The sequence below is a fragment of the Microbacterium sp. NPDC089189 genome, assembly GCF_040685095.1.
Lineage (GTDB): Bacteria > Actinomycetota > Actinomycetes > Actinomycetales > Microbacteriaceae > Microbacterium.
Map to the genome: position 1 here is coordinate 52,250 of NZ_JBFBHG010000010.1, position 25,357 is coordinate 77,606.

General features: G+C 71.8%; 22 protein-coding genes. 11 read left to right on the forward strand and 11 right to left on the reverse strand.

Annotation, left to right across the window (positions count from 1 at the left end; genetic code table 11):
- Positions 1-292: 292 nt before the first annotated feature.
- The 5 genes from AB0N73_RS07555 to AB0N73_RS07575 all read right to left on the reverse strand — a co-directional run bounded on the left by AB0N73_RS07555 (position 293) and on the right by AB0N73_RS07575 (position 4,975).
- A complete protein-coding gene (locus tag AB0N73_RS07555; protein WP_363561996.1) occupies positions 293-1,759 on the reverse strand; it encodes an LCP family protein in 1,467 nt (488 codons plus the stop codon).
- 2 nt (positions 1,760-1,761) lie between these two features.
- Positions 1,762-2,229 carry a 5-(carboxyamino)imidazole ribonucleotide mutase gene (gene purE / locus AB0N73_RS07560; RefSeq protein ID WP_363562112.1) on the reverse strand — a complete coding sequence of 156 codons (468 nt, stop codon included), beginning with the start codon at positions 2,227-2,229 and terminating at the stop codon, positions 1,762-1,764.
- A gap of 110 nt (positions 2,230-2,339) precedes the next feature.
- Positions 2,340-3,476: a 5-(carboxyamino)imidazole ribonucleotide synthase gene (locus AB0N73_RS07565; protein ID WP_363561998.1), complete on the reverse strand. Its 1,137-nt coding sequence runs from the start codon at positions 3,474-3,476 to the stop codon at positions 2,340-2,342.
- 84 nt (positions 3,477-3,560) lie between these two features.
- Positions 3,561-4,127 carry a PH domain-containing protein gene (locus AB0N73_RS07570; RefSeq protein WP_363562000.1) on the reverse strand — a complete coding sequence of 189 codons (567 nt, stop codon included), beginning with the start codon at positions 4,125-4,127 and terminating at the stop codon, positions 3,561-3,563.
- Positions 4,128-4,183: 56 nt separating this feature from the next.
- Positions 4,184-4,975, reverse strand: a complete 792-nt coding sequence (locus tag AB0N73_RS07575; protein ID WP_363562002.1) for a biotin--[acetyl-CoA-carboxylase] ligase — start codon at positions 4,973-4,975, stop codon at positions 4,184-4,186.
- Between the two features lie 132 nt (positions 4,976-5,107).
- On the opposite strand from AB0N73_RS07575, the gene AB0N73_RS07580 reads away from it, so the two are divergent.
- Together AB0N73_RS07580 and AB0N73_RS07585 are read left to right on the forward strand one after the other, a co-directional pair.
- Positions 5,108-6,706: an acyl-CoA carboxylase subunit beta gene (locus AB0N73_RS07580; RefSeq protein ID WP_363562004.1), complete on the forward strand. Its 1,599-nt coding sequence runs from the start codon at positions 5,108-5,110 to the stop codon at positions 6,704-6,706.
- Entirely contained in the window at positions 6,703-6,933 is a 231-nt protein-coding gene (locus AB0N73_RS07585; protein WP_363562006.1) for an acyl-CoA carboxylase epsilon subunit, read from the forward strand. The genes AB0N73_RS07580 and AB0N73_RS07585 overlap by 4 nt, the downstream gene beginning before the upstream one ends.
- 265 nt (positions 6,934-7,198) lie before the next feature.
- Here AB0N73_RS07585 and AB0N73_RS07590 read toward each other — a convergent pair whose 3' ends face one another.
- From AB0N73_RS07590 to AB0N73_RS07605, 4 genes are all read right to left on the reverse strand, one after another.
- The gene (locus AB0N73_RS07590; protein ID WP_363562008.1) at positions 7,199-8,245 is read right to left on the reverse strand and encodes a hypothetical protein; all 1,047 of its coding nucleotides are present in this window, start codon (positions 8,243-8,245) and stop codon (positions 7,199-7,201) included.
- Complete coding sequence (locus tag AB0N73_RS07595) at positions 8,242-9,480, reverse strand: ATP-binding protein (protein WP_363562010.1); 1,239 nt, start codon at positions 9,478-9,480, stop codon at positions 8,242-8,244. Before AB0N73_RS07595 ends, AB0N73_RS07590 begins: the two co-directional genes overlap by 4 nt.
- A complete protein-coding gene (locus AB0N73_RS07600) occupies positions 9,470-10,132 on the reverse strand; it encodes a response regulator transcription factor (RefSeq protein WP_363562012.1) in 663 nt (220 codons plus the stop codon). The genes AB0N73_RS07595 and AB0N73_RS07600 overlap by 11 nt, the downstream gene beginning before the upstream one ends.
- A 74-nt stretch (positions 10,133-10,206) precedes the next feature.
- A complete protein-coding gene (locus AB0N73_RS07605) occupies positions 10,207-11,487 on the reverse strand; it encodes a TRAM domain-containing protein (protein ID WP_363562014.1) in 1,281 nt (426 codons plus the stop codon).
- A 51-nt stretch (positions 11,488-11,538) separates the two neighbouring features.
- Here AB0N73_RS07605 and AB0N73_RS07610 point away from each other — a divergent pair, with 51 nt between their 5' ends.
- Together AB0N73_RS07610 and AB0N73_RS07615 are read left to right on the forward strand one after the other, a co-directional pair.
- On the forward strand, positions 11,539-12,207 hold the full coding sequence (locus AB0N73_RS07610) for a Maf family protein (RefSeq protein WP_363562016.1): 669 nt from the start codon (positions 11,539-11,541) through the stop codon (positions 12,205-12,207).
- 77 nt (positions 12,208-12,284) lie between these two features.
- Complete coding sequence (locus tag AB0N73_RS07615; protein ID WP_363562018.1) at positions 12,285-14,051, forward strand: biotin carboxylase N-terminal domain-containing protein; 1,767 nt, start codon at positions 12,285-12,287, stop codon at positions 14,049-14,051.
- 74 nt (positions 14,052-14,125) lie between these two features.
- Here the strand turns inward: AB0N73_RS07615 and AB0N73_RS07620 are convergent, their stop codons facing one another.
- Positions 14,126-15,574, reverse strand: a complete 1,449-nt coding sequence (locus AB0N73_RS07620; RefSeq protein WP_363562020.1) for an NAD(P)H-quinone dehydrogenase — start codon at positions 15,572-15,574, stop codon at positions 14,126-14,128.
- A gap of 96 nt (positions 15,575-15,670) precedes the next feature.
- On the opposite strand from AB0N73_RS07620, the gene AB0N73_RS07625 reads away from it, so the two are divergent.
- The 3 genes from AB0N73_RS07625 to AB0N73_RS07635 are packed head-to-tail and all read left to right on the forward strand — an operon-like array spanning position 15,671 to position 18,776.
- Positions 15,671-16,504 carry a purine-nucleoside phosphorylase gene (locus tag AB0N73_RS07625; protein WP_363562022.1) on the forward strand — a complete coding sequence of 278 codons (834 nt, stop codon included), beginning with the start codon at positions 15,671-15,673 and terminating at the stop codon, positions 16,502-16,504.
- Positions 16,501-18,183 (forward strand): phospho-sugar mutase, encoded by a 1,683-nt coding sequence (locus AB0N73_RS07630; RefSeq protein ID WP_363562024.1) that lies wholly within the window; start codon positions 16,501-16,503, stop codon positions 18,181-18,183. Before AB0N73_RS07625 ends, AB0N73_RS07630 begins: the two co-directional genes overlap by 4 nt.
- Positions 18,180-18,776 carry a GNAT family protein gene (locus tag AB0N73_RS07635; RefSeq protein WP_363562026.1) on the forward strand — a complete coding sequence of 199 codons (597 nt, stop codon included), beginning with the start codon at positions 18,180-18,182 and terminating at the stop codon, positions 18,774-18,776. The genes AB0N73_RS07630 and AB0N73_RS07635 overlap by 4 nt, the downstream gene beginning before the upstream one ends.
- Positions 18,777-19,232: 456 nt before the next feature.
- Here the strand turns inward: AB0N73_RS07635 and AB0N73_RS07640 are convergent, their stop codons facing one another.
- Positions 19,233-21,143 carry a PTS sugar transporter subunit IIA gene (locus tag AB0N73_RS07640; RefSeq protein ID WP_363562028.1) on the reverse strand — a complete coding sequence of 637 codons (1,911 nt, stop codon included), beginning with the start codon at positions 21,141-21,143 and terminating at the stop codon, positions 19,233-19,235.
- A 160-nt stretch (positions 21,144-21,303) separates the two neighbouring features.
- On the opposite strand from AB0N73_RS07640, the gene AB0N73_RS07645 reads away from it, so the two are divergent.
- The 4 genes from AB0N73_RS07645 to AB0N73_RS07660 are packed head-to-tail and all read left to right on the forward strand — an operon-like array spanning position 21,304 to position 25,324.
- Complete coding sequence (locus AB0N73_RS07645) at positions 21,304-21,627, forward strand: hypothetical protein (protein WP_363562030.1); 324 nt, start codon at positions 21,304-21,306, stop codon at positions 21,625-21,627.
- A 17-nt stretch (positions 21,628-21,644) separates the two neighbouring features.
- Positions 21,645-21,920 carry an HPr family phosphocarrier protein gene (locus AB0N73_RS07650; RefSeq protein ID WP_363562032.1) on the forward strand — a complete coding sequence of 92 codons (276 nt, stop codon included), beginning with the start codon at positions 21,645-21,647 and terminating at the stop codon, positions 21,918-21,920.
- A gap of 10 nt (positions 21,921-21,930) precedes the next feature.
- Positions 21,931-23,607 (forward strand): phosphoenolpyruvate--protein phosphotransferase, encoded by a 1,677-nt coding sequence (gene ptsP, locus AB0N73_RS07655; RefSeq protein WP_363562034.1) that lies wholly within the window; start codon positions 21,931-21,933, stop codon positions 23,605-23,607.
- Positions 23,608-23,635: 28 nt separating this feature from the next.
- A complete protein-coding gene (locus AB0N73_RS07660; protein ID WP_363562036.1) occupies positions 23,636-25,324 on the forward strand; it encodes a PTS mannitol transporter subunit IICB in 1,689 nt (562 codons plus the stop codon).
- The last annotated feature ends 33 nt before the right edge of the window (positions 25,325-25,357 follow it).

Sequence of the window (25,357 nt, forward strand, 5' to 3'; positions counted from 1 at the left end):
CTCCACACGCTCGTCCGCCCGAGACGCCGGCTCGCCCGCTCCACACGCTCGCCCGTCCGCTCGCGCTGCCAGCGCTGCGCTCTCCCTAAGCGAGCGCACATCCCGTCACCGAGCGCACATCCCGGACCATATGCGCTCGCGCACGGGATATGCGCTCGGCGAGTGGGGCGGGTGCGCCCGGGTCGGGCAAACGGCGAGTGGGGCGGGTGCGCCCGGGTCGCGCCGGGCGCGGGTGCGGTGCGCCCAGGGCACACCGCGGAGGCGGTGCGCACGGACGGCGGATGGGGCGGGGTCAGCCGGCGGGGGTCGGGGACGGGTCGGGCGGGTACAGCGCCTGCTGCACGAGCTGCTGCACGTAGGCGTAGTCGGGGTTGCGGTCGTCGATGCCACCCTCGGGCGTCAGCTCGATCGAGGTGATCGGCTGCTCCTTCGCCTTGATCCCGAGCTCCACGAAGTAGCCGAGCATGGACTGCGGAATGTCGGTGTCGACGAGATGGTCGCCCGCCGTCACGATCTCCTGGAAGCGGGTCAGGACGTTCGTCGGTGTGAACTGCGCGAGGATCGCCTCCTGCAGCTCCCGCTGGCGCTTCATCCGATCCCAGTCGTTGGTCGTGTACCGCGATCGGGCGTACCACTGTGCCGTGTCGCCGTCCATGACCTGCTCACCGGGTTCGATCCATCCGGTCGCCCACTCCTCGGCCGACTGACCGGTGTACGCGGGGCCGCCGCCCTCGGGCAGACGCTCGGTCACGGTGATGCGGACGCCGCCGAGCGCGTCGATCATGGCGGCGAAACCATCCATGTCGATGAACGCGTAGAACGGGATCGTGATGCCGAGGATGCCCTCGGCGGCATCCTTCGTCGCCTCGATGCCGGGCTCCGAACCGTTGGCCACCGCATCCGGGTAGAGCTCGTTGCCGTCCTGGCAGACCTCGACCTCGGTGCGCAGCTGGTTGATGCCGCTGCCCCATCCGCAGGTCGAGTCGGTGTGGCTCTCGTGACCGTCGGGGTACTTGTCCTGCATGGGGCCCGGGGCGAACGGGAAGTTGGGCATGTCGCGCGGGATGCCGAAGATCGTGACCGCGCCGGTGTCGGCGTTGATCGAGACGACCGAGACGCTGTCGAAGCGCATGGAGTCCCGGCCCTCGCCGCTGTCGGCGCCCAGGAGCAGGATGTTGTAGTACCCGTCGACCGGGTCGACGGCCGGGCCGGTCTGCGTGAACACCGCACCGAGGGTGTCGCGCGTGGCGCCCACCGCGGTCGATGCGTAGACCGCGCCACCGCTCACCAGCACCAGCGCACCGATCGCGACGACGGCGGTCGCCGGGCGCGCCCATGGCGTGAGCTTGACCAGACGCAGCAGCCGCATCGTGTCGATCGTGAGGATGATCCAGAGCACCGCGTACCCGAACAGCGCGGCCTGCGCGATCAGCAACGGCACCGCGCGGAGGGCGCCGAGCCAGCCCGGCAGCCAGGCGGCGGTCGCAAGATCGGTCAGCGTGCGCGGCGAGAGCACGGCGATCACGCCGAGCAGGATGACGGCCGCCCACAGCACGAGGGTCGCGCCCAGCCCGAACCGACCGAGCCGCTTGTTACCCGCGAGGACCTGCACGGATCCGGGCACGAAGAGGTTCAGCACCACGAGCCACCAGGCGCGGCGGGTCATGACCGACCGCGAACCGCTGTCGGGGTACCGCAACGGGTACGGGTTCACCATGGGTGCGCTCGTCCCGCCGCCGCGCGGCCGCGATGCCGTCATGCTCACAGCGAGTCCTTCAACCGCCGGTTCTTCTCGTCGACCATCGCCTCGAGCTCGCGGGCGTATGCCTCGATGCGGTCGGCGATCGCGGCGTCCGAGGCCCCGAGGATGCGCGCGGCCAGGATCCCGGCGTTCTTCGCGCCGCCGATCGATACGGTGGCGACGGGGATGCCGGCCGGCATCTGCACGATGCTGAGCAGGGAGTCCATGCCGTCGAGCGTGGCGAGCGGCACCGGCACGCCGATGACCGGCAGCGCCGTGACGGATGCGAGCATGCCCGGCAGGTGCGCGGCGCCGCCGGCACCCGCGATGATCACGCGGATTCCCCGCGCCCGCGCGTCACGCCCGTAGCGGTGCAGCTTGTCGGGTGTGCGGTGCGCGGACACCACCTCCACCTCGTGCGGGATCTGGAACTCGGTGAGCGCCTGCGATGCATCGCTCATCACCCGCCAGTCCGAGTCGGAACCCATGACGACGCCGACCAGGGGCGTGTCGGAAGAATGCAGGGGCCGGGTCACCCGACAAGGCTAGGCCCCGACGCTGGCAGATACCCGCAACGGCGCGCGCCGGTCTGCGCCGCTCAGTCGACGAAGTGGGATGCGGCCGCGCGCGCCTGGTAGACGACGTCGTCGAGGTCGTCGCCGATGACGTTGACGTGTCCGACCTTGCGACCCGGCCGCGGGGCCTTGCCGTAGGTGTGGATCTTGGCCGAGGGATGCCGCGTCATCGCGTCGGCGAAACGCTCCGCCAGCGACCCCTGCGCGGGCCCGCCCAGGATGTTGACCATCACAGCCCAGGGCTGCACCGGGGCGGTCTCCCCCAGCGGCAGGTCCAGCACGGCGCGCAGGTGCTGCTCGAACTGCCCGGTGACCGCGCCGTCCTGGCTCCAGTGCCCGCTGTTGTGCGGGCGCATGGCCAGCTCGTTGACGAGGAGGCGCTCATCGGTCGTCTCGAAGAGTTCGACGGCGAGCATCCCGGTCACGCCGAGGCCGTCGGCGATGGCGAGTCCGATCCGCTCCGCTTCGGCGGCCAGGCGTCCGTCGGCCCGGGGCGCCGGCGCGATGACCTCGGCGCACACTCCCCCGCGCTGCACCGTCTCGACGACGGGATACGCCACGATCTGTCCCGACGGGCGCCGCGCCACCTGCTGCGCGAGCTCGCGCGTGAAGTCGACGAGCTCCTCGACGAGCAGGGCGCCGCCGTTCGCGTCCTCGGCGAGCGCCGTGAACCAGTCCTGCGCCTCGGTCGCGGCACCGACGACACGCACGCCCTTGCCGTCGTATCCGCCGCGCGGCGTCTTGACGACGCCGCGACCGCCGTGGTCGTCGAGAAAGCTCTGCAACTCGTCGAGCGTGGTGACGCGCGCCCAGTCAGGCTGCGGCATGCCGAGCTCGGCGAGCCGGGCGCGCATGTCGAGCTTGTCCTGGGCGAAGCGCAGCGCATCGGGCCCCGGGTGCACCTGCACACCCTCGGCCTCGAGCGCGCGCAGCACGTCCTGGGGGACGTGCTCGTGGTCGAACGTGACCACATCCACATCCCGGGCGAAGGCGCGCACGGTGTCGAGGTCGCGATAGTCGCCGACCCGGGTGGCGGCGAGCGCGGCGCTCATGCCGTCCTGCTCTGCCAGCACGCGGATCTCGACGCCGAGTTCCACCGCCGGTGCGATCATCATGCGGGCCAGCTGCCCGCCTCCTACGACTCCCACACGCACGCCCATGGTCACCCTTTCGTCCCCGCCATTCTTCCGCACGCGTCGGCGGTGCGCCGCGTCATCCGGCGCGCACCGTGCGTTCTCACCGCGTCAGCGCCCGGGAAGAGGGGGTGGTCCGGGCGGCAGCGGCTGTGCGTCGCGGTGCGCCAGGATCTGATTGACCTCGACCTGGTCGACGAGCACTTCGTGCACCAGCTGCGCCTGCGGGATGTTGCGGATAGCGAGGGGGCGCCCCACCCCGTCGTCGAGCAGCAGCGTGCCCGTCCCCCACAGGCGCTGCAGGATGCCGCGGCGCAACGTGATCGCGTAGCCGCGCACGTGCGTCAGCTCTCGGGAGCGTCGCCCGAACAGCCCCGCCCTCTCGATCACCCGCCGCGTGGTGATCGTGTACGTGTGGCCCCACCAGACGAGGAACGGCACGACCACGAGCAGCAGCACGACGGCTCCGGCGGTGGCGAGCAGCATCCAGTCCTCGAACGGAGCGGGGAGGTTGCCGAGGAAGTACCCCGTCGCCCCGCCGGCCGCGATGAGCACGAGCGCCGACCAGAAGAGCCGGCGCGCGTGGGGACGCGTGCGCACGATCCGGCGCTCCGGCGTGGGGACGCCGGGCGCGGGCGTGAGCGGACGGGATATCCCGAGACCGGTCGGCTGCGTCATGCTCCCATTGTGCGTGCTGACGCCGACAAGCCCCGGTCAGCCACGCCCCGAAGCCGTCAGCGCACGTGCGTGACGTCGCCCGCCGCCACCGGTAGCTCGGCGCCGCCGCGCGAGACGACGAGCCGCCCGCCGGCGTCGATGCGCTCGGCCCGGCCCTCGAGGACTGTGTCGTCGGGCAGCGACACGGTGACATCGGCACCGATCGTCGCGCATGCCTTCTCGACGGCGGCGTGGACGCCCGAGGCCTCGGCGTCGCCGCGCGCACCCACGAGCGCGTCGAGATGATCACGGAGCGCGGTCAGGAAGTCCGCGAGCAGTCGGTCGTCGTCGCACTCGCGTCCGATCGCGCCGAACGAGATCGCCGTGGCGACGGGCAGATCGGTGCGCGCCATGCGGGTGTTGACCCCGGCGCCGACGACGACCGCATCCGGATGGTTCGGCACCGCCTCGGCGAGGATGCCGCAGATCTTCGCCCCGTCGACGAGAACGTCGTTGGGCCACTTGAGCCGCACCTCGTGCGCTTCGCCGAGCTGCGCCGCGACGGCCGAGGTCATCGCCGCGCCCGCGATGAGCGGGATCCAGCCGCGGGCCTCGATCGGCAGCCCCGGAACGCGCACGACCACCGAGACGGCCAGCGCCGTTCCGGCCGGAGCGATCCAGTGGCGGTCGAGGCGTCCGCGTCCGTGCCGCTGGTCGGTCGTGAGGAGGGCCGAGAGGTGGGGCCACTCGGCGTCGTCGGCGGCGACCGCGCTCACGACGTCGGCGTTCGTCGAGTCGGTCGTCTCGACGATCTGGAGGCGCGGGCTGACGGCGGCGGCCAGCGGGAATCCTTCGGCGGGGATCGGCATGCCGTCACCCTACGCGCGCTCCCCGCCCCCGTGCGCCCCGCTTGACACCGCACGCGTCCGTGCCGTCGCCACAGCGAAAGCGGCGCACAGCTGTCGAGACCCTCCAACGATGCAGCGGATCGCGCCGATAGGGTGGAACCCGTGACCGACAGCCCCGCTTTCTCGACCACCGCCGGCAAGATCGCCGACCTGCGCCAGCGCTACCAGGAAGCGGTCGTCGACGCAGAGAAGAACGCCCAGCTCAAACAGCACGCCAAGGACAAGCTCACCGCGCGCGAGCGCATCGAGCTGCTCGTGGACCACGGCAGCTTCGTCGAGATGGACGAGTACGTGCGGCACCGCACGACGGCGTTCGGGATGGACAAGGCCCGCCCCTACGGCGACTCGGTCGTCATCGGCACCGGCACCATCCACGGCCGCACGGTCGCGGTGTACGCACAGGACTTCTCGACGTTCGGCGGATCGCTCGGCGAGGTCGCCGGCGACAAGATCATCAAGATCATGGAGTTCGCGATGCGCGCCGGGTGCCCCTGCATCGGCATCCTCGACTCGGGCGGCGCCCGCATCCAGGAGGGCGTCGTGGCGCTCGGCAAGTACGGCGAGATCTTCCGCCTGAACACCGCCGCATCCGGGGTCATCCCGCAGATCTCGCTCATCATGGGCCCCGCGGCCGGCGGCGCCGTGTACTCGCCCGCCCTGACCGACTTCGTCGTCATGGTCGACAAGACCAGCCAGATGTTCGTCACCGGCCCCGACGTCATCAAGACCGTCACCGGAGAGGACGTCGGGATGGAGGAGCTCGGCGGTGCGCACACCCACAACACCCGCTCCGGCGTCGCGCACTACCTCGCCGACGACGAGGACGACGCGATCGACTACGTGCGCTCGCTGGTGGGATTCCTCCCCGACAACAACATGGCCGAGCTTCCCGTTTACGAGAACGCGTTCGACTTCGAGACGACGGATGCGGACCGTTCGCTCAATACGGTCATCCCCGACTCGCCCAACCAGCCCTACGACATCCACCAGGTGATCGAGCACGTCGTCGACGACGGCGACTTCCTCGAGGTGCAGCCGCTGTTCGCGCCGAACATCGTCATCGGCTTCGGCCGGGTCGAGGGGCGCACGGTCGGCATCATCGCCAACCAGCCGTCGCAGATGGCCGGCACGCTCAACATCGACGCCGGCGAGAAGGCGAGCCGCTTCGTCCGCTTCTGCGACGCGTTCTCGATCCCGATCGTCACGCTCGTGGATGTGCCGGGATACCTCCCCGGCACCGACCAGGAGTGGACGGGTGTCATCCGCCGCGGCGCCAAGCTGCTGTACGCCTACGCCGAGGCGACCGTGCCCCTGGTCACCGTGATCCTGCGGAAGGCCTACGGCGGCGCGTACATCGTCATGGGCTCGAAGCAGCTCGGAGCCGACGTCAACCTCGCGTGGCCGACCGCCGAGATCGCGGTCATGGGCGGTCAGGGAGCGGTCAACATCCTCTACCGCGGCGAGCTGAAGCGCGCCGCGGATGCGGGCGAGGACGTGGCGGCGGTGCGCACCCGGCTCGCGAACGAGTACACGTACAACGTGGCCTCCCCGTTCCTCGCCGCCGAGCGCGGCGAGCTCGACGGCATCATCGAGCCCGCGCAGACCCGCGTCGCGATCGCCAAGGCGCTGCGCTCGCTGCGCGGCAAGCGCGCGAGCATGCCGCCCAAGAAGCACGGGAACATCCCGCTGTGAGCCAGGACGACCGCGCCCCCTCGGCTCCCGACATCGACGTGCGCCGCGGCAACCCGACGGCGGAGGAACTCGCCGCCGCGGTCGCCGTGGTCTCGGCCGCCTACCAGCAGGAGGCCGAATCGGCGGTGGCGCCCGAGGCGCACCAGCGCTCCGGGTGGGAGCTCACGCAGCGCTCGCCGCGCACGCCGCTGCGCCGCGATCTGGGATGGGGCCGCTTCGGCGGTTGAGGCGCCGGGCGGCGGTGTCACCGTCGCCGCATCCCGTGTCCCCCAAAGTACCTACAGACACGATTTCGCCCATCGCGGAGACTGATGGAGCTGGAACGCAATCTGCGTTCGATCGAACCGTCTCCCATCAGGGTGGGATACCGGTTTCGGTCTCGCGAGTGGTTTTCGGGTAACTGCTCGCCGGAGGCGGAGGGTGTGCGATTCGCCACCCTCCGCCTCCCACTTCTTTCGGCTCGGCGTCGACGGCTCCCCCCGGGCCCCCGCCTCAGCGAACCGGGTGCTCGATCTCGCGCCAGAGGTCGACGCTGTCCTCGTCCGAGAGACCCAGCGTCGACGACGCGCGACCCACGACGGTCACCGCGACGCGGTCGTCCGGCGAGGTGCGGATGTAGAGCCGCTCCGACCGCGACTGCCGCAGGGCGTGCGCCAGCTCGGCGCGGATGGCGTGCAGGTGCTCCTCGGCGACGCCGTCGAGTCCGCCCTCGTCGAGGACGGTGACCAGCGCCCCGCGACGGCGGGCGGCATCCAGCGCCTCCCGCACGTCCTCGTCGAGCAGTCGCGGACCACGGAGCTCGTCGCGCAGGCGCCCCTCGGCGATCCGGGCGTCGGTGCGCTCCTCCGGCGAGAGCCGTCCGCCCGTGGCGATCGTGCGCGCGAGCACCGGCCCCGCCACGGCGAGCGCGCGCTGGATCTGGATGCGGCGCTCGCGCTGCTGGCCGCCCTGTGCGGCCTGGACGGCGGATGCGGTGCGCTGCAGCTCGCCGAGACGCTCGGTGTCGCGCGCCGCGCGGTCGAGCGCGTAGGTGAAGAACTGCGCTCCGGTCACCCAGACGACCGAGCCGACCAGGCCCAGCCCCAGCGCCCCCAGCGGGCCGAGCAGGAAGGCCGACCAGCCGGCGAGCACCGCCGTGCCGCTCCACGCCGCCCACGGGCGACGCCGGATGACGAGGATGGTCATGAGCGCACCGAGACCGCCGATGTACCAGGTGGAGTACTGCTCGGTGAGATCACCCGATCCGACGCCCGCGGCGATCATCGGCGGCAGCACCATGGCCACCAGGAGCGCCACGAGGCACAACCACATCGGCAGACGCTCACCGCCGCGCGCCACCGTCACGTTCACGCTGCGGGTGCGCAGCCCCGTGGGGGTGCCCCAGAAGATGCATGTCCACGCGGTCAGCAGGAAGACGACGATCGCGACCCAGAGCAGCGCGGGGCGGTCGACGGGCCCCGTGATCCACGACGCCCGGGCGACGAGGAAGCCCGTGAAGGCGACGCCGAGCAGCGTCGTGACGAACCGGATGCTGATCACGCGTCGGCCTCCTGCCAGACGAGCGTCACGCGGGTTCCCGTGGCGTCGGAGTCGACCGTGGCGCGCCCGCCGAAGGCGCTCACGCGGGCCAGGATCGAGGCCCGGATTCCGAGGCGGTCGGCCGGTACCTCGTCGATGACGAACCCCGGCCCCTCGTCGGCCACGCGGATCGTCACACCGCCCGGTGCGCTCCGCCCCTCGACGTCGACCGCGAGGCCCCGCCCGCCGGCGTGCTCCACCGCGTTGGAGACGGCCTGCGCTGCGGCCAGGACGAGCGCACGGGCCACGCGACCGGGCACGACGGGGGTGCGGTCGTCGATGCGGGCCACGACCGCGGCATCCGCGCCGACGTCGGCCAGCATGCGTTCGAGCTGCTCGACCAGGGCACGCGCCGAGATCGGCGCATCGCTGCCCTCTCCCGCATCCCGGTCGGTGTTCGCGAGCCGGGTGAGGGCTTCGCGGGCCATCGACACGGCGAGGTCGTTCTCACGGGGTGTCTCGGCACGCTCGGCCGCGATGAGCGCGGCGAGCACGCTGTCGTGCATGAGCGCGGCCACCGCGACGCGTTCGCGCTCGGTCGCCGTGACCGCGGCCGCCTGTGCGTAGGAGCTCACGGCGTGGACGCGACGCTCGTCGATCGTCGACGCGGCGGTGCGGAAGGTCCAGGCGAGCACCAGCAGGACGGACCCGAGGATGAGGGAGTAGGACGTGTCGAGCCCCACCGCGATCCAGGCGTCGCCGACGAAGCCGAGACCGATCATGCGCACGAGACCGTACAGCAGCGGGATGACGATCGTCAGGGTGATGTGCACCGACATCGGCATCACGATGACCGCGGACACCGTCGCGACCGTGACGAGGAGGTAGACCCACGGCTGGTAGGTGATGGCGGTCGCGGACCCCTGCGAGGCGATGGGCCAGAGCAGCAGCACGAGGACGTAGGCCGAGACGAACAGCGTGCCCGCGGTCTTCACGAGTCTGCCGGTGAAGAACGCCAGCTCCATGAACGCCAACGGCACGAACGCCAGCACCATGAGCGCGATCTCCCAGCCGGGTGCGACGTCGGCGGCCCCGAGCGCCGCGAAGAACGCCTGCGCCGCGAGGGGGAGGAACGCGATCGCGACCGAGACCGCCATGACCCGCTCCACGCGTTCGCGCGTGAAGGAGGCGATACCCGGGATCCCCGAGCTGTCGGTTCCTTCCGGCCACAGCACCGCGGCCGGGTTAAGAACCATGCGCGCCCACCGACTGCTCGGTGAGCAGTCCGTCCTCGAGGGCCCGCCGCAGCAGGTCGACCTTGGTGGGGGCGGGACGGCCCACATCCACGTACTTCACGCGGATGCGGGTGATGTTCTCCTTGGCGGTCGAGAAGGCGATGCCGAGGCGGTCGGCGACGATCTTCAGCGGGAGGCCCGCCGCGTAGAGCTTGAGCACCTCGCGCTCGCGGGTCGAGAGCTGCGCGTCGGCGAATGCGCGGTCACCGGCGATGGCCGACGCCCACTCGACCGTGTTCAGCACATCGCCGCGGGCGACGGTCGTGATGGCCCCCACGACGTCCGCGATCGGCGCGGCCTTGCTGATGACGCCGACGGCTCCCGCGTGGAGCGCCTCGCGGACGGCGGCGGGGCGGTCGGCCACGCTGTAGATCACCACGGACGATCCGTCGTCGGTCAGCCGCGTCACGTTCTCGCTGACGGTCGTGCCGTCTCCGAGGGTGAGATCCAGCACCACGACGTCGGCGCGTTCCTCGTTGCCGCAGCGCCAGGCGAAGTACGCCGTGACGGTCGCTCCCGAGAACACCACGTCGGTCGAACCGGTGCGCGCGCACGCGGCTTCGACCCCGAGCCGGACCGACTCGTGGTCGTCGATGAAAGCGACGCGCGTCATGGCCTCATGCTAGTCGCCGCGGGGCCGCGTCCCGGGGGGGCGCGGCGGCGCGATCTGCTACGCCGGGAACCCGGTCAGCGCGTGAGCGCGACCACGGCTTCGACGTGGTGCGAGTGCGGGAAGAGATCGACGGCACGCACGGATGCCGCCTCGTACCCCGCCTCGCGGAACACCGCCAGGTCGCGGGCGAGCGCGACCGGATCGCACGCGACGTAGATGATCGACGCGGGCTCGAGCGATGCGATCGTCCGGGCCGTCGCCTGCCCGGCTCCGGCGCGCGGCGGATCGAGCACGATGGTGCCGCGTCCGAGGCGTTCCCGCTCCCCCGCACCGGCGTTCGCGGCGAGCTGTGCCACCCACCGCTCTGCGCGCCCGGTCTCGGCCCGGGCCCCCACCCACTCCGCGAGATTCCGGCCGGCGTGCTCGGTGGCACGCGGATCGGACTCGACGCTGGTGATGCGGGCGCCCGCGCCCAGCACATCGCCCAGGGCCGCACCCAGCAGTCCCACGCCGCCGTAGAGGTCGAGGTGCCAGCCGTCGGCGTCCGCGCCGACGGCGCGGGCCGCGTCCTGCACCATCGAGGTCAAAGTCGCTGCCGCCAGCCGGTGGACCTGCCAGAACCCGCTCGCATCGACCCGGAACTCGCGTCCGGCGACGCGCTCCACGACGGTCTCGGGGGCCACGTCTCCCCGACGGGCGTCGTCGGGTCGGGCGATCACACGCACCCGCCCGTCGACGGGCTGCACGAGGTCGATGCGTCCGGGCCTGCCGCCGGTCAGCTCGTCGGCGGCGCGGGCCACGGCCTCGGTGGCCAGCGGAAGATCGGTCACGGTCACGACGCGGTGGCTCCGGGCGCCGAACGGGCCCACGCGGCCCGCGTCGTCGACGTGCAGGCTCACGCGGGTGCGCCACCGTGTGCCGTCGGCCCGCTCGGGCAGGCGCGTCCCGTCGTCGGCGAGGCCCGCGGCCTCCTCCATCGTGACCGGGAGCGACAGCCGCCCGATGCGGGCGAGGGCGTCCTCGACGACGCGCAGCTTGAGCCGCCGCTGCTCGGCGAGATCGATGTGCCCGAAGTCGGCGCCGCCGGGTCGGTCCTCGTCGAGGGCGGTCAGCTCGGCCTGGGGCCAGATGTGCGGGCGCCGATGGGGCGACGCCTCGAGCACCTCGACGACCTCGCCGCGCCAGAACGACGACTTCCGCGTGTCGGTGAGCCGCACGCGCACCCGCTCGCCGGGCATCGTGTCGGGCACGAACACGACGCGGCCCCGCTCCCCGGGCTCTCCGTGCCGCCCGACGAACACCCCGCCGTGCGCCACGTCGGTGATTTCGAGGTCGATCTGCTGGCCCGCATCCATTCCTCGAGCTTCGCACACGGGCTCTCCGGCGCGGGCGGATAGCGTGGGCGTATGCGCGTGCTCCTCGCCTCGACATCCCCCGCCCGCCTCATGCTGCTGCGCCAGGCGGGCATCGAACCGGCCACGAAGGCGCCCGACGTCGACGAGGAGGCCGTCGTCGCGGCGGTCGAGGCCGGTGAAGGCCGCGCGCTCGCCCCCGAGGAGCATGTGCTGCTGCTCGCGCGGCGCAAAGCGGCCGCCGTGGCCGCCGAGATCGAGGCGGACGACCCCGACTTCGACGGCATCGTCATCGGCGGCGACTCGATGTTCGCGATCGACGGCGAGGTCCTGGGCAAGCCCTACACGCCCGAGGTGGCGACCGCTCGGTGGCGGGCCATGCGGGGGCGCACCGGCGTGCTCCACTCGGGCCACAGCGTCGTCCGGATCGCTCCGGGCAGGGCCCCCGCCGAGGCGCATGCGGTCGCCGCGGCATCCGTCTCGTTCGCCGCCGACATGACGGACGCCGAGATCGATGCGTACGTCGCGACCGGCGAACCGCTGCTCGTCGCGGGCGCGTTCACCCTCGACAGCCTCGGCGGCCCGTTCATCACCCGGGTCGAGGGCGACCCGTCCACCGTGGTCGGCATGTCGCTGTCCACCCTCCGCCGGCTGTGCGGCGAGCTCGACGTCCCGTGGACCACTCTGTGGGCGGATGCGGGCGCCGCGGCCGCGTCCTCGTAGATTCCCACATACAAATTCGGCGGTTCTTGTGGGGTGCGGTCAAAAACACCCGGCAAGCTCTCGGTAGGCTGGCACTCATGCCTCGCATCGCTAAGGTCCTCGTCGCGAACCGCGGGGAGATCGCCGTGCGCATCATCCGCGCCGCTCGTGACTCCGGGAAGTCGTCCGTCGCCGTCTACGCCGACCAGGACCGGGACGCCCTCCATGTCCGCCTCGCCGACGAGGCCTACGCACTGGACGGTACGACCGGTGCCGACACGTATCTGTCGATCGAGAAGATCCTCTCGATCGCCCGCCGCGCCGGCGCCGACGCCGTGCACCCCGGGTACGGCTTCCTCGCCGAGAACGCGGACTTCGCCCGCGCCGTCATCGCCGCGGGTCTGACGTGGATCGGTCCCTCGCCGGAGGCCATCGAGGCGCTCGGCGACAAGGTGACCGCCCGTCACGTCGCCGAGACGGTCGGAGCGCCCCTCGCCCCCGGCACCCCGGGTCCGGTGTCCGGCGCCGCCGAGGTCATCGCCTTCGCCGAGGAGTTCGGGCTCCCCATCGCGATCAAGGCCGCGTACGGCGGCGGCGGGCGCGGCCTCAAGGTCGCCCGCGAACTCGACGAGGTCGAGGAGCTCTTCGCCTCCGCCACCCGCGAGGCCATCACCGCCTTCGGCCGCGGCGAATGCTTCGTCGAGAAGTACCTCGACAAGCCCCGCCACGTCGAGACCCAGTGCCTGGCGGATGCCGCCGGCAACGTCGTCGTCATCTCGACCCGCGACTGCTCGCTGCAGCGTCGTCACCAGAAGCTCGTGGAGGAGGCGCCCGCGCCCTTCCTCACCGACGAGCAGAACCGCATCCTGTACGAGTCGTCGAAGGCGATCCTGCGCCAGGTCGGCTACGTCGGAGCGGGAACCTGCGAGTTCCTCATCGGCGCCGACGGCACCATCTCGTTCCTCGAGGTCAACACGCGTCTGCAGGTCGAGCACCCGGTCTCCGAAGAGGTCACCGGCATCGACCTGGTGCGCGAGCAGTTCCGTATCGCCGAGGGCGAGGAGATCGGCTACGACGATCCCGCGCCGGTGGGGCACTCGATCGAGTTCCGCATCAACGGCGAGGACCCGGGGCGCAACTTCCTGCCGCAACCCGGCCCGATCAAGGTCTTCAAGACCTTCGGCGGCCCCGGCATCCGGCTCGACTCGGGCGTCACCGCCGGCGACGTCGTCTCGGGCTCCTTCGACTCGCTGCTCGCGAAGATCGTGGTCACGGGCCGCGACCGCGCCGAGGCGCTCGCCCGCGCCCGACGGGCGCTCGACGAGTTCGAGGTCGCCGGCCTTCCCACCGTCCTCCCCTTCCACCGCGCCGTCGTGCGCGAGCCCGCCTTCACCGCCGAGGACGGCACCTTCTCGGTGTTCACCCGGTGGATCGAGACCGAGTTCGTCAACGAGATCCCCGCGTGGGACGGCGAGCTGGGCGAGCCCGCCCCCGAAGAGGCCCGTCACACGGTCGTCGTCGAGGTGGGCGGCAAGCGCCTCGAGGTCAGCCTGCCCGACCGCATCGCCGCCGCGCCGGCCTCCGTCGGACGCCCCGCGGCCGTGCCGCCGTCGCGCCGCTCGCACCAGACGACGGCCACGGCCGGCGCCTCGGGCGACGCCGTCAAGGCGCCCATGCAGGCGACGATCGTCAAGGTGGCTGTGACCGAGGGGCAGCAGGTCGTCAAGGGCGATCTGGTCGTCGTGCTCGAGGCGATGAAGATGGAACAGCCCATCCAGGCGCACAAGGACGGCCTCGTCGGCGCGATCAACGCGGCCGCCGGCACCACGGTCTCCGCCGGGCACGCGCTCCTCACCATCAGCTGACGCCGGGCACCGCGCGCCCGCATCCGGGGAACGCCGGGGCGGTCGACGCCGTCGGCGCGCCCGGACGCGGCGGGTCAGTCCTCGTCGTCGGTGGGCTCGATGATGTGCATCGCGCGCATCGCGTCGGCGATGCTGCCCGACAGCGACGGGTACACGGTGAAGACCCGCGAGACCTGGTCGACCGTGAGCCGGCGCTCCACCGCGATCGACAGCGGGTAGATGAGCTCCGAGGCGCGGGGCCCGACGATCGTTCCGCCGATGACGGTTCCGCTGCCCTCGCGGGCGATGATCTTGACGAAGCCGTCCTTGATGCCCATCATCTTGGCGCGCGGGTTGGCGGCGAGCGGCGTCTTGCGCACGATGCCGTTGATGGCGCCCGAGAGCACGTCCTTCTCCTGCCAGCCGACGGTCGCGATCTCGGGGGCGGTGAAGATGTTCGCGGCGATCCGGCGCTGTTCGAGCGGGATGACGACGTCGCCGAGGGCGTGGAACACCGCCATCCGCCCCTGCATCGACGCGACGGACGCCAGCGGCACGAAGGTGGTGCAGTCGCCGGCGGCGTAGATGTTGGGCACCGAGGTGCGGGCGACCCGGTTGACGCGGATGTGGCCGGACTCGGTCGTCTCCACCCCGGCCTCCTCGAGTCCGATGCCCGCGGTGTTCGGGATCGATCCGACGGCCATCAGACAGTGGCTGCCCTCGATGGTGCGGCCGTCCGAGAGCGTGACGACGACGCCGGTGCCGGTGTTCTCCGCGCGCTCGGCGCGGGCCTTGGCGAGCAGGGTCATGCCGCCGCGCGCGAAGACCTTCTCGAGCACCGCGGCCGCATCCGCATCTTCGCCCGGAAGCACCTGGTCGCGGCTGGAGACGAGGGTGACCTTGGCGCCGAGGTTCATGTACGCCGACGCGAACTCGGCGCCCGTGACGCCCGAGCCGACCACGATCAGGTGCTCGGGGATCGACTGCATGTTGTAGAGCTGCGTCCAGGTGAGGATGCGCTCGCCGTCGGGCTTGGCGGCCGGCAGCTCGCGAGGCGCCGCGCCGACCGAGACGACGAGGGTGTCGGCTTCGATGCGGTCGAAGTCGGTGCCGCCGGGGCCCGTCGACACGATGATCGCGCCGGGACCGTCGAGCCGGCCTGAGCCGGAGATGATCCGGACGCCCGCCTCGCTCAGCGAGGCGCGCATGTCGTCGGACTGCTGGCGGGCCAGGGCCAGCAGACGCCGGTTGACGGCGCCGAGGTTGATGGCGACCTGCGGCTGCAGGGGCACGCCGTCGCCGTTCTTGGCGAACAGCTCCACGCCGAGCTCGCTCGCGCCGGCGATCGCGACGGCCGCATCCGCGGTGGCGATCAGCGTCTTCGACGGGACGACGTCGGTGATGACGGCGGAGCCGCCCACGCCCGCGCGTTCGACCAGCGTCACCTCCGCCCCGAGCTGGGCCGCCGCCAGCGCCGCTTCGTAGCCGCCGGGGCCACCACCGATGATCGCGACGCGCTGCGCGTTTTCGAAGCTCAGGGACATGCCCCCATTCTCGCCCTCCGAGGATGCGGGAACGAAACCGGCGCCCCGCAGCCCGTCGGAGTGGCTGCCGGCGTCGCTCGTTCATAGAGTGGGGGCATGTCAACCTCCGTCACCAACCCGCTCGACGACCCTTCGGCCGACCCGTTCGAGGTCGCCCGCCGCGCCGCCGACGACATCGCCCGCCTGACCGGCGTCGAGCAGCACGACATCGCCCTCACGCTCGGCAGCGGATGGGGCAAGGCCGCCGAGCTGATCGGCGAGACCGTCGCGACCGTCCCGGCGACCGAGGTCACCGGCTTCAGCAAGCCCGCGCTGGAGGGTCACGTGGGGACCCTCCGCAGCGTCCGCACGCCCGCCGGCCGGCACGTGCTGGTCATCGGCGCGCGCACGCACTACTACGAGGGCCACGGCACGCGCCGCGTCGTCCACAGTGTGCGCACGGCCGCCGCGACCGGGGCCAAGACGATGGTGCTCACCAACGGCGCCGGGGGCATCAAGGAGACCTGGGCGCCCGGCCAGCCGGTGCTCATCAGCGACCACATCAACCTCACGGCGGACTCACCGCTCGAGGGCGCCACCTTCATCGACCTGACCGACCTGTACTCGCAGCGTCTGCGCGAGGTGGCACGCACGATCGATCCCTCGCTGGACGAAGGCGTGTACTGCCAGTTCCGCGGACCCCACTACGAGACGCCGGCCGAGGTGCAGATGGCCAAGACCATCGGCGGCCACATCGTCGGCATGTCGACCGCGCTCGAGGCGATCGCGGCACGCCAGGCGGGGATGGAGATCCTCGGGTTCTCGCTCATCACGAACCTCGCCGCCGGCATCCAGAAGACCCCCCTCAGCCACGCCGAGGTGATCGAGGCCGGCCGCGACGCCGAGCCCGTCATCTCGTCGCTGCTGGCACGGGTCATCGAGGCGCTGTGAGCACCCTCGACGACGCCCGTGCGTGGCTCGCGCAGGATCCGGACGCCGAGACGCGCGCCGAGCTCGAGCAGCTGATCGAGCGGGCGTCCGCCGGTGATGCGCCGGCTCTCGCCGACCTCGACGACCGCTTCGGACGCCGTCTCGCCTTCGGCACCGCGGGCCTGCGCGGCGAGCTGGGCGCGGGCAGCAACCGGATGAACCGCGTGCTCGTCGCCCAGGCGGCCGCGGGCCTGGCCGGGTATCTGCACGAGAAGGCGGCCCCCGGCCGCACGCCGACGGTCGTCATCGGCTACGACGGTCGCCGCAACTCCGACGTCTTCGCGCGGGACTCCGCCGAGATCTTCGCGGGCGCCGGACTCGACGCCGTGATCCTGCCCCGCCTGCTGCCGACCCCCGTGCTGGCCTACGCCGTGCGCGCATTGGGCGCCGACGCCGGCGTCATGGTGACCGCCAGTCACAACCCGCCCAACGACAACGGCTACAAGGTGTACCTGGGCGGCGTCGACGACGGCACGCAGATCGTGCCGCCCGCGGACGGCGAGATCGCGGCGCACATCTCCCGCGTCGCCTCCGAGGAGTCCGTCAGCGCGCTGCCCCGCCTCCTGGGGTACCGCACCGCATCCGACGAGGTGGTCGACGACTACGTCGCCCGTACCGCGGATGTCGCACCCGCACCGCCCGGCGCGGCGGGACTGCGCTGGGTGTACACCGCGATGCACGGCGTCGGCGGAGAGACGCTCGGACGCGTCGTCGCGGCCGCCGGCTACCCGGAGCCCATCCAGGTCGCCGCTCAGGCCGAGCCCGACGGCACATTCCCGACCGTGGCGTTCCCGAATCCGGAAGAGCCCGGCGCCATGGATCTCGCGTTCCAGACGGCGCGCGACAGCGGCGCCGAGCTCATCATCGCCAACGACCCCGATGCCGACCGCCTCGCCGTGGCCGTGCCGGACGCCGCGGCCGACGGTGGATGGCGCCGGCTCAGCGGCAACCAGATCGGGCTGCTGCTCGGCTGGCGTGCCGCACGGGCGGTCGCCGCATCCGGCGCCGTCGGCGAGGAGCGGGGAACGCTCGCCTGCTCGCTCGTGTCCTCCCCAGGGCTGGAGGCGGTGGCCCGCCACTACGGACTCGACTTCACGGCGACGCTGACCGGCTTCAAGTGGATCGCACGCGCACCGCGCATCGTGTTCGGCTTCGAGGAGGCGCTCGGCTACCTCGTAAACCCCGAGACGGTGCGCGACAAGGACGGCATCTCCGCCGCCGTCGCGATGCTCGAGCTGGCAGCCACCGCCCGCGGCGAAGGACGCAGCATCAGCGATCTCCTCGCCGAGTTCGACGCCACGTTCGGTGCGTTCGCGAGCGGTCAGATCTCGGTGCGCGTCGACGACCTGTCGGTCATCGACCGCATCATGGCGGCGCTCCGCGCCGACCCGCCCGCCCGGATCGGCGACGTCAAGGTGAAGGGTGTCGACGACCTCCGCGAAGGTGTCGACGACCTGCCGCCCGGTGATGTGCTGCGGTACTGGCTGAAGGGCGGCGGGCGCCTGATCGTGCGCCCGTCCGGCACCGAGCCCAAGCTCAAGCTGTACCTGGATGTGCGCGGTGACACGGCGGATGACGCCGCCCAGCGCCTCGCAGCACTCGACACGGGCGCCCGCGAGCTGCTCGCGCGACTGTCGTGAGCGTTCCCTTCGCCCGCACGCCGGTGCTCGAGAACGTGCACGTGCGCCTCGAGCCGCTCGATCCGTCGCACGCGGCGGATCTCTCGGCCGCCGTCGCGGTGGGCGAGCTGTGGAAGACCTGGTACACCCGCATCCCCGCCCCGGACGCGATGGCGATCGAGATCGAGCGGCGGCTCGACGAGCACCGCGCCGGCCGGCTCGCCCCGTGGGCGATCGTCTCCCCCGCCACCGGAACCGCCGTCGGCATGACGACCTACCTGAATCTGGATGCGGCCAACCGCCGTCTCGAGATCGGTTCGACCTGGCTCGGACGCGACGCGCAGGGCACCGGTGTCAATCCGGCCGCCAAGCTCCTGCTGCTCGAGCGGGCGTTCGACGAGCTGGGGTGCCGCGCGGTGGAGTTCCGCACCCACTGGCACAATCACCAATCGCGGGCGGCGATCGCTCGCCTGGGCGCGAAGCAGGACGGGGTGCTGCGCAACCACGTCGTGTGGGCGGACGGCACCCTGCGCGACACCGTCGTGTTCTCGATCATCGACAGCGAGTGGCCGACGGTCCGCGCCGCGCTCACCGCCCGCCTCCGCACCCGCTGACCCCCGCCCTGGTCGGGCGCCGGCCCGGCCCGCGCCGGGGCCCGGGCGCTGGGTCCGGGGCCGGGGCGCTGGCCCCGCCGGCTCCTTCTTTCGCCGACGCTTCCCGGCCGAGCGCACATCGCGTCGTCGAACGCATATCGTCCGGGATGTGCGCTCGATCACCGGATATGCGCTCGGCCAGCTTTCTGACCGGCTCGTGACGCCCTGACTCCCCCCGGCCGCGCGCCGCGTGCACACGGTGGGACGGTGCCGCCCCGAGCCCGAGCCACCCCGTCCCCGGCCGAGCGCACATCCTGTCGTCGAACGCATATCGTCCGGGATGTGCGCTCGATCACCGGATGTGCGCTCGGCTCAGAGGGCGAAGCGCAGGGCGAGGGCGAAGCGCAGGGCGAGGGCGAAGCGCAGGGCGAGGGCGAAGCGCAGGGCGAGGGCGAAGCGCCGCGCGAAGCGGGCGGGTCAGCCGTCGATGACGGCGACGAGCTCGTCCAGGAACGAGGAGAAGTCGGTACCGCGGCGCACGATGCGCTGCACGCTGTCGCGCTCGCTGAACACCTCGACGAACTGCTCGAACACGGTCTGGAACGCCTCGCGGTCGCTCTCGGAGAACGCGGCGAGCGCCACCACCTGCACGCGCCCGTCGCCCCACGGCATCGGCGGGTCGGCGATGCCGATGGCGATGGCGGTGCGGATCGCGGTCATGCCGATGGCGTGCGGCACCGCGAGCGCATCGGTGAACGCCGTCGACGACAGCCGCTCCCGCTCGATCGTGCGCTCGAGGTAGTCCTGGTCGATGATGCCGCGGTCGACGAGCGTGCCGCCCAGCTGCCGGATCGCGGCCTCCTCGCCCGCCGCCGGGTCGAGCCCGCGGACGAACGATCCCGCATCCACGTAGCGCTCCAGCTCCGCGCGCAAGCGGGCCAGCCGACGCGCGCGGCGCACGCGCCCGGCGACCGCCTGCACGCGTTCCACGTCGGCGTGCGTGAGGAACGGCTGGATGCGGACGAACCGCTCCCCCGCGATGGGCGCATCGATCGTGGTGAGCACCAGGTCGGTGTCGATCGAGGCCCAGTCGGGGTCGACGCGCGTCTCGACGCCCACCACCTCGATGGCCTGCCCCAGCGAACGGTCGACGCTGGAGCGCAGCAGCTCGTGCAGCTCGTAGTAACCGGGGCACACGATCGTCGCGGTCAACAGGTGGTCCGCGCGGCGCCGGCGCTCGAGCTGCCCGCCGACGTGCATGGCGATGTACGCGATCTCGTCGTCGAGCAGCGGGATGCCGAGGCGTTCCTGCAGTCGGCTGGCGATGTAGACGGCCACATCGAAGATCATCGGATACGTCGACTTGAGCGATCGCGTCAGCGGGTTGCGCGACCACGCCTGCTCGCGGGCGCGCAGGCGCAGGTTCTGCACGTGCAGCGCGAGCCGCTGCACGAACTCCGGCGCCACGATGTCGACCAGGAACTCGGATGCCGCCTCGGCGACCACGTCGCCCACCACCTGCTCGACCTCGGGGTCGAGGGGCGCGCGCGTGGCGTCGACCGCGCCGGGCGCGACGATGCGGGTGAGCACGATCGTCGCCAGATGCTGGGTGTCGCCCGCTCCCAGCCGCACGTCGAGGTGCTGCTGGGCGAGCTGGTCGATGGCGGCGGCGATGGCGGACTGCGCGGCCGTGGGGGGCGTCGCGGTCTCGTCGAGCCCCCGCCCGGCGGAGACCCGATCGGCCGAGATCGCGATGTGCATGAGGACGTCCGAGATGCCGAACTCGTTGACGTAGTAGCCGAGGTCGGTCAGGCGGGCGACGAGCTCGGCTTTGAAGGCCCCGAAGGCCCGCGGCGCGACCGACTTCTCGCCGAGCGTGCGGCGCAGGGCCAACAGATCGAACGCGCCCTCATCCATCTCGTCGTGCACGAGACGGCTGAGCAGACGCCGCTGGGCCGTCTCGGTCCCCACGAGCCGCGCGCGGGATGCGGAGCGCTCCAGGGAGAGCTCGGTGCCGCCCAGGAGCCCGCGGACGCGGGCGAGGTCCGACTCCACCGTGGCGGCGCTGACGAACAGGGCGTCGGCGGTCTCGTACACGTCGATGCCGTCGCGCCCCGCCAGCAGCGCCCGCACGATCGTGTGCAGGCGGTCGCGCGGGGTGCCCGCATCCACCGCCGGTGTGCGCAGGGTCGCCGCGGCATCGCTGCCGGCGCGGTACCCGAGCGGGCCCGACTCGACCGCTCCCGAGGACCGTGCGTTGAGCGCGGTGACGTAGGAGCGGATGCTGCGCGGCGTCACCCCGACGACGTCGGCCAGGCTGCTGGCCGTCATCCAGTCCCGCTCGCGCACGAGCAGGGACAGGACGCGGTCCTGTCGTGCTCGTGTCACGGTCACCTCCGCCGCGTCGACCGGGTGCCGACACCCCATTCCATCACGCCCGCGCCGCCACGGCCGGGCCGGGCGCCTGCGATTTCCGCACGGGGCGGAAGAAGCTCTGGTTGACCTTCTCTCGGCTGCTTCCCAGGATGGAGAGGAAGGAGGCGGGTCGATGAGGATCCTGGTGGTGTGCGGCGCTGGCGCGTCCAGCACGTTCGTGGCGCAGCGATTGCGCCGCGCAGCTGAGGCCGCCGGGCTCGACCACGAGGCAGCCGCCGTCAGCCGTTCCGCGCTCGCCGCGCGGCTCGGAGAGGCGGAGCTCGTGCTGATCGGACCGCACCTGACCGACGAGGTCGACGACATCCGTGCGGATGCCGCCGGCCACGACATCCCCGTGATCGTCCTGCCCGAGGACGTGTTCACGGATCGAGACGGCCAGCGCACGCTGCGCCTGATCACGGACGCGGCCGCGTCCACCCGAGGCCGAGAAGCCTGAGCAGGAAAGGCACCCCCATGTCACTCGCATCACGTACCGTGCGGATCGGTTCGTCACACGGACTGCACGCGCGGCCCGCGAAGATGTTCGCGCAGGCAGCCAAGGAGGCCGGCGTGCCGGTCACCATCGCGAAGGATGCGGGAGCTCCCATCAACGCGGCGAGCATCCTGGGTGTCATCTCGCTCGGCATCGACCACGGCGACTACGTGACCCTGACGGTCGACGGCGGCGACGCCGAGGCCGTGCTGGACCGTCTCGCCGACCTGCTGGCCACCGATCACGACGCTGAGTGAGGACCACGACATGAGCACCATCCCCGGAGTCGGTATCGGACTCGGCGTCGCCCAGGGCCCCGTCGCCCGCATGGCCGAGCCCCTGCCCGCGCCCGCCGACGAGCCCTCGACCCTGACCGCCGCCGAAGAGACGGCGCGCGTACGCGAAGCCGTCCACGCGGTCGCCCGCGAGCTGGAGCAGCGCGGCGCCCAGGCCGGCGGCGCGGCTCAGGACGTCCTCGAAGCGCAGGCCATGATGGCCGAGGACCCCTCGCTGGAGTCCGAGGTCGACGCACGCGTGAACGCGGGCGCGACCGCCGAGCGGGCCGTCCACGACGCCTTCGCGAGCTTCCGCGACACCCTGGTCGCCGTCGGCGGCTATCTCGGCGAGCGCGCCGCGGACCTCGACGACGTCGCCCAGCGCGTCATCGCACGTCTGCGCGGCGTCGCCGCCCCCGGACTCCCCGAGCCCGGCCACCCCTATGTGCTCGTCGCCAAGGACCTCGCCCCCGCCGACACCGCCCTGCTCGACCTCGACCTCGTGCTGGCCCTCGTCACCAGCGACGGCGGCCCCACCTCGCACACCGCCATCCTGGCGCGCGAGAAGGGCATCGTCGCGATCGTCGGCGCCGCGGATGCCGCGGGTCTCGTCGACGGCCAGCCGGTCATCGTCGATGCCGCCGCCGGCGTCGTGACGACCGACCCGTCGGACGACGACCTGCGCCGCGCGCAGAACCGCGCCGACGCCCGCGCGTCGGCCGCATCCGCGCCGATCACTCCCGGCGCTCTCGCCGACGGCACCGCGATTCCGCTGCTCGCCAACCTCGGGAACCCCGAAGGCGCGGCCGAGGCCGTCGCCCTCGGCGCCGAGGGCGTGGGCCTGTTCCGCACCGAGTTCCTCTTCCTCAGCTCGTCGAACGCCCCGACCGTCGCCCAGCAGAAGGATTCCTACACGCGCCTGCTCTCGGCGTTCCGCGGCAAGAAGGTCGTGGTGCGGGCGCTCGACGCCGGCGCCGACAAGCCGCTCGCGTTCCTCAACGACGCGCACGAGGAGAACCCGGCCCTGGGCCTGCGGGGCCTTCGCGCCCTGCGTGCCAACGAGGACATCCTGCGCGAGCAGCTCACCGCGCTCGCCGAAGCGGATGCCGCCGTCCGCGCCGACGGCGAGGCCGCCGACCTGTGGGTCATGGCACCCATGGTCGCGACCGTCGAGGAGACCGAGTACTTCGTCGGCATCGCCCGCGAGTACGGCATCAAGACCGCCGGCGTCATGGTCGAGGTCCCCTCCTCCGCCCTCCTGGCGGACCGCATCCTGAAGGATGCCGACTTCGCCTCGATCGGCACGAACGATCTCACCCAGTACACGCTGGCCGCCGATCGCCTGCTCGGCTCGGTGTCGTCCTTCCAGGACCCGTGGCACCCCGCGGTGCTGAGCCTCATCCACTCGACCGGCCGTGCCGGACGCGAGCTCGGCAAGCCCGTCGGCATCTGCGGCGAGGCCGCGGCCGATCCGCTGCTGGCGGTCGTGCTCGTCGGGCTCGGGGCGACGAGCCTGTCGATGGCCCCCACGGCGCTGGCCGATGTCCGCGCCACCCTGTTGCAGTACAGCCTGGACGATGCGCGCCGCATCGCCGAGGCAGCCCTCGCCGCGAACGACGCGGCATCCGCACGCGAGGCCGCCCGCGCAGCCGTCGACACCACCGCGTGATCCCTCACCACACAGAAAGCGAATGCACATGACAACGGCGTCTGCCCCCGTCACGAAGTCCGGAGGAGCCCGAGTCGCGGTACAGCGATTCGGCACGTTCCTCTCGGGCATGATCATGCCCAACATCGCCGCGTTCATCGCGTGGGGATTCATCACGATGCTCTTCATCCCCGCCGGGTTCTTCGGCGTGGACAGCCCGTTCGGCTGGCACTGGTACCCGGTCTCCGAGATCATCGGCGGCGGCGGCGACTCGGCCGTCATCGGCTGGCAGGGCGCCATGACGGCCATCTCGGAGGGCGACGGCGGCAACATCCTCACCTACGTCGGCCTCGTCGGCCCGATGGTGACCTACCTGCTGCCGCTGCTGATCGCCAACACCGCGGGCCGCATGGTCTACGGCGAGCGCGGCGGCGTCGTCGCGACGATCGCGACCATGGGTGTCATCGTCGGCACCAACATCCCGATGTTCCTCGGCGCGATGATCATGGGACCGCTCGCGGCCGTGATCACCAAGTACATGGACAAGATCTGGGACGGCAAGATCAAGCCCGGCTTCGAGATGCTCGTCAACAACTTCTCCGCCGGCATCCTGGGCATGCTCCTGGCGGTCCTGGGCTTCTTCGCCTTCGGTCCGATCATGCTCGGCGTCAGCGCCGGTCTGGGCGCCGCGGTGGACTGGCTGGTCGACCTCAACCTGTTGCCGTTCGTCTCGGTCATCGTCGAGCCGGCCAAGGTGCTCTTCCTCAACAACGCCATCAACCACGGCGTGTTCACGCCGCTGGGCGTCGAGCAGGTCACCGAGGCGGGCAAGTCGATCCTGTTCCTCATCGAGGCGAACCCCGGCCCCGGTGTCGGTCTGCTCCTCGCGTTCTCGTTCTTCGGTGTCGGCGCCGCCAAGGCCTCGGCCCCCGGCGCTGCCGTCATCCAGTTCGTCGGCGGCATCCACGAGATCTACTTCCCGTACGCCCTCAGCAAGCCGGCCCTCATCCTCGCGCTCATCGCGGGTGGTGCGACCGGTGTGACGACCAACATGATCCTCGGCGGCGGTCTGGCCTTCCCGGCCGCTCCCGGCAGCATCATCGCCGTCGGCGCCGCCGCCCTGTCGGCGGGCATTCCGAACCTGCTCGTCGTGCTGCTGTCGGTCGTCCTGGCCGCCACCGTCACCTTCCTCATCTCGGCCGTCATCCTTCGGGCCTCGCGCAAGCGCGACCTCGAGGCCGAGGGCACCGCGTTCGAGGCTGCCATCGCGCAGACCGAGGCGAACAAGGGCAAGTCGTCGGTGGCGATGGACTCGCTCCGCGCGTCGAGCGGGAACGACCGCCGCGCCGAGGCCGACGCCAACGAGACGTTCGACAAGCTCGAGACCGAGCGCGAGACCGGCGGCCTGGCCGACGGCGGCGTGCTCACGACCCAGCGCGTGTCGACCATCGTGTTCGCGTGCGACGCGGGCATGGGCTCCTCGGCGATGGGGGCGAGCGTCCTGCGCAACAAGATCAAGAAGGCCGGCGTCGAGGGCATCACGGTCACCAACAAGGCGATCGCGAACCTCGACGGCTCGGAGGACCTGGTCATCACGCAGAACCAGCTCACCGACCGTGCCCGCAAGCAGACGCCCGGCGCCGTCCACGTCTCGGTCGACAACTTCATGAACTCTCCGAAGTACGAAGAGGTCGTGGACTTGGTCGTCGACCAGCAGAAGGATGGTCAGCAGGGCTGACCCCACGGATGCGGGTCGCCCCGCCCTGCGCGG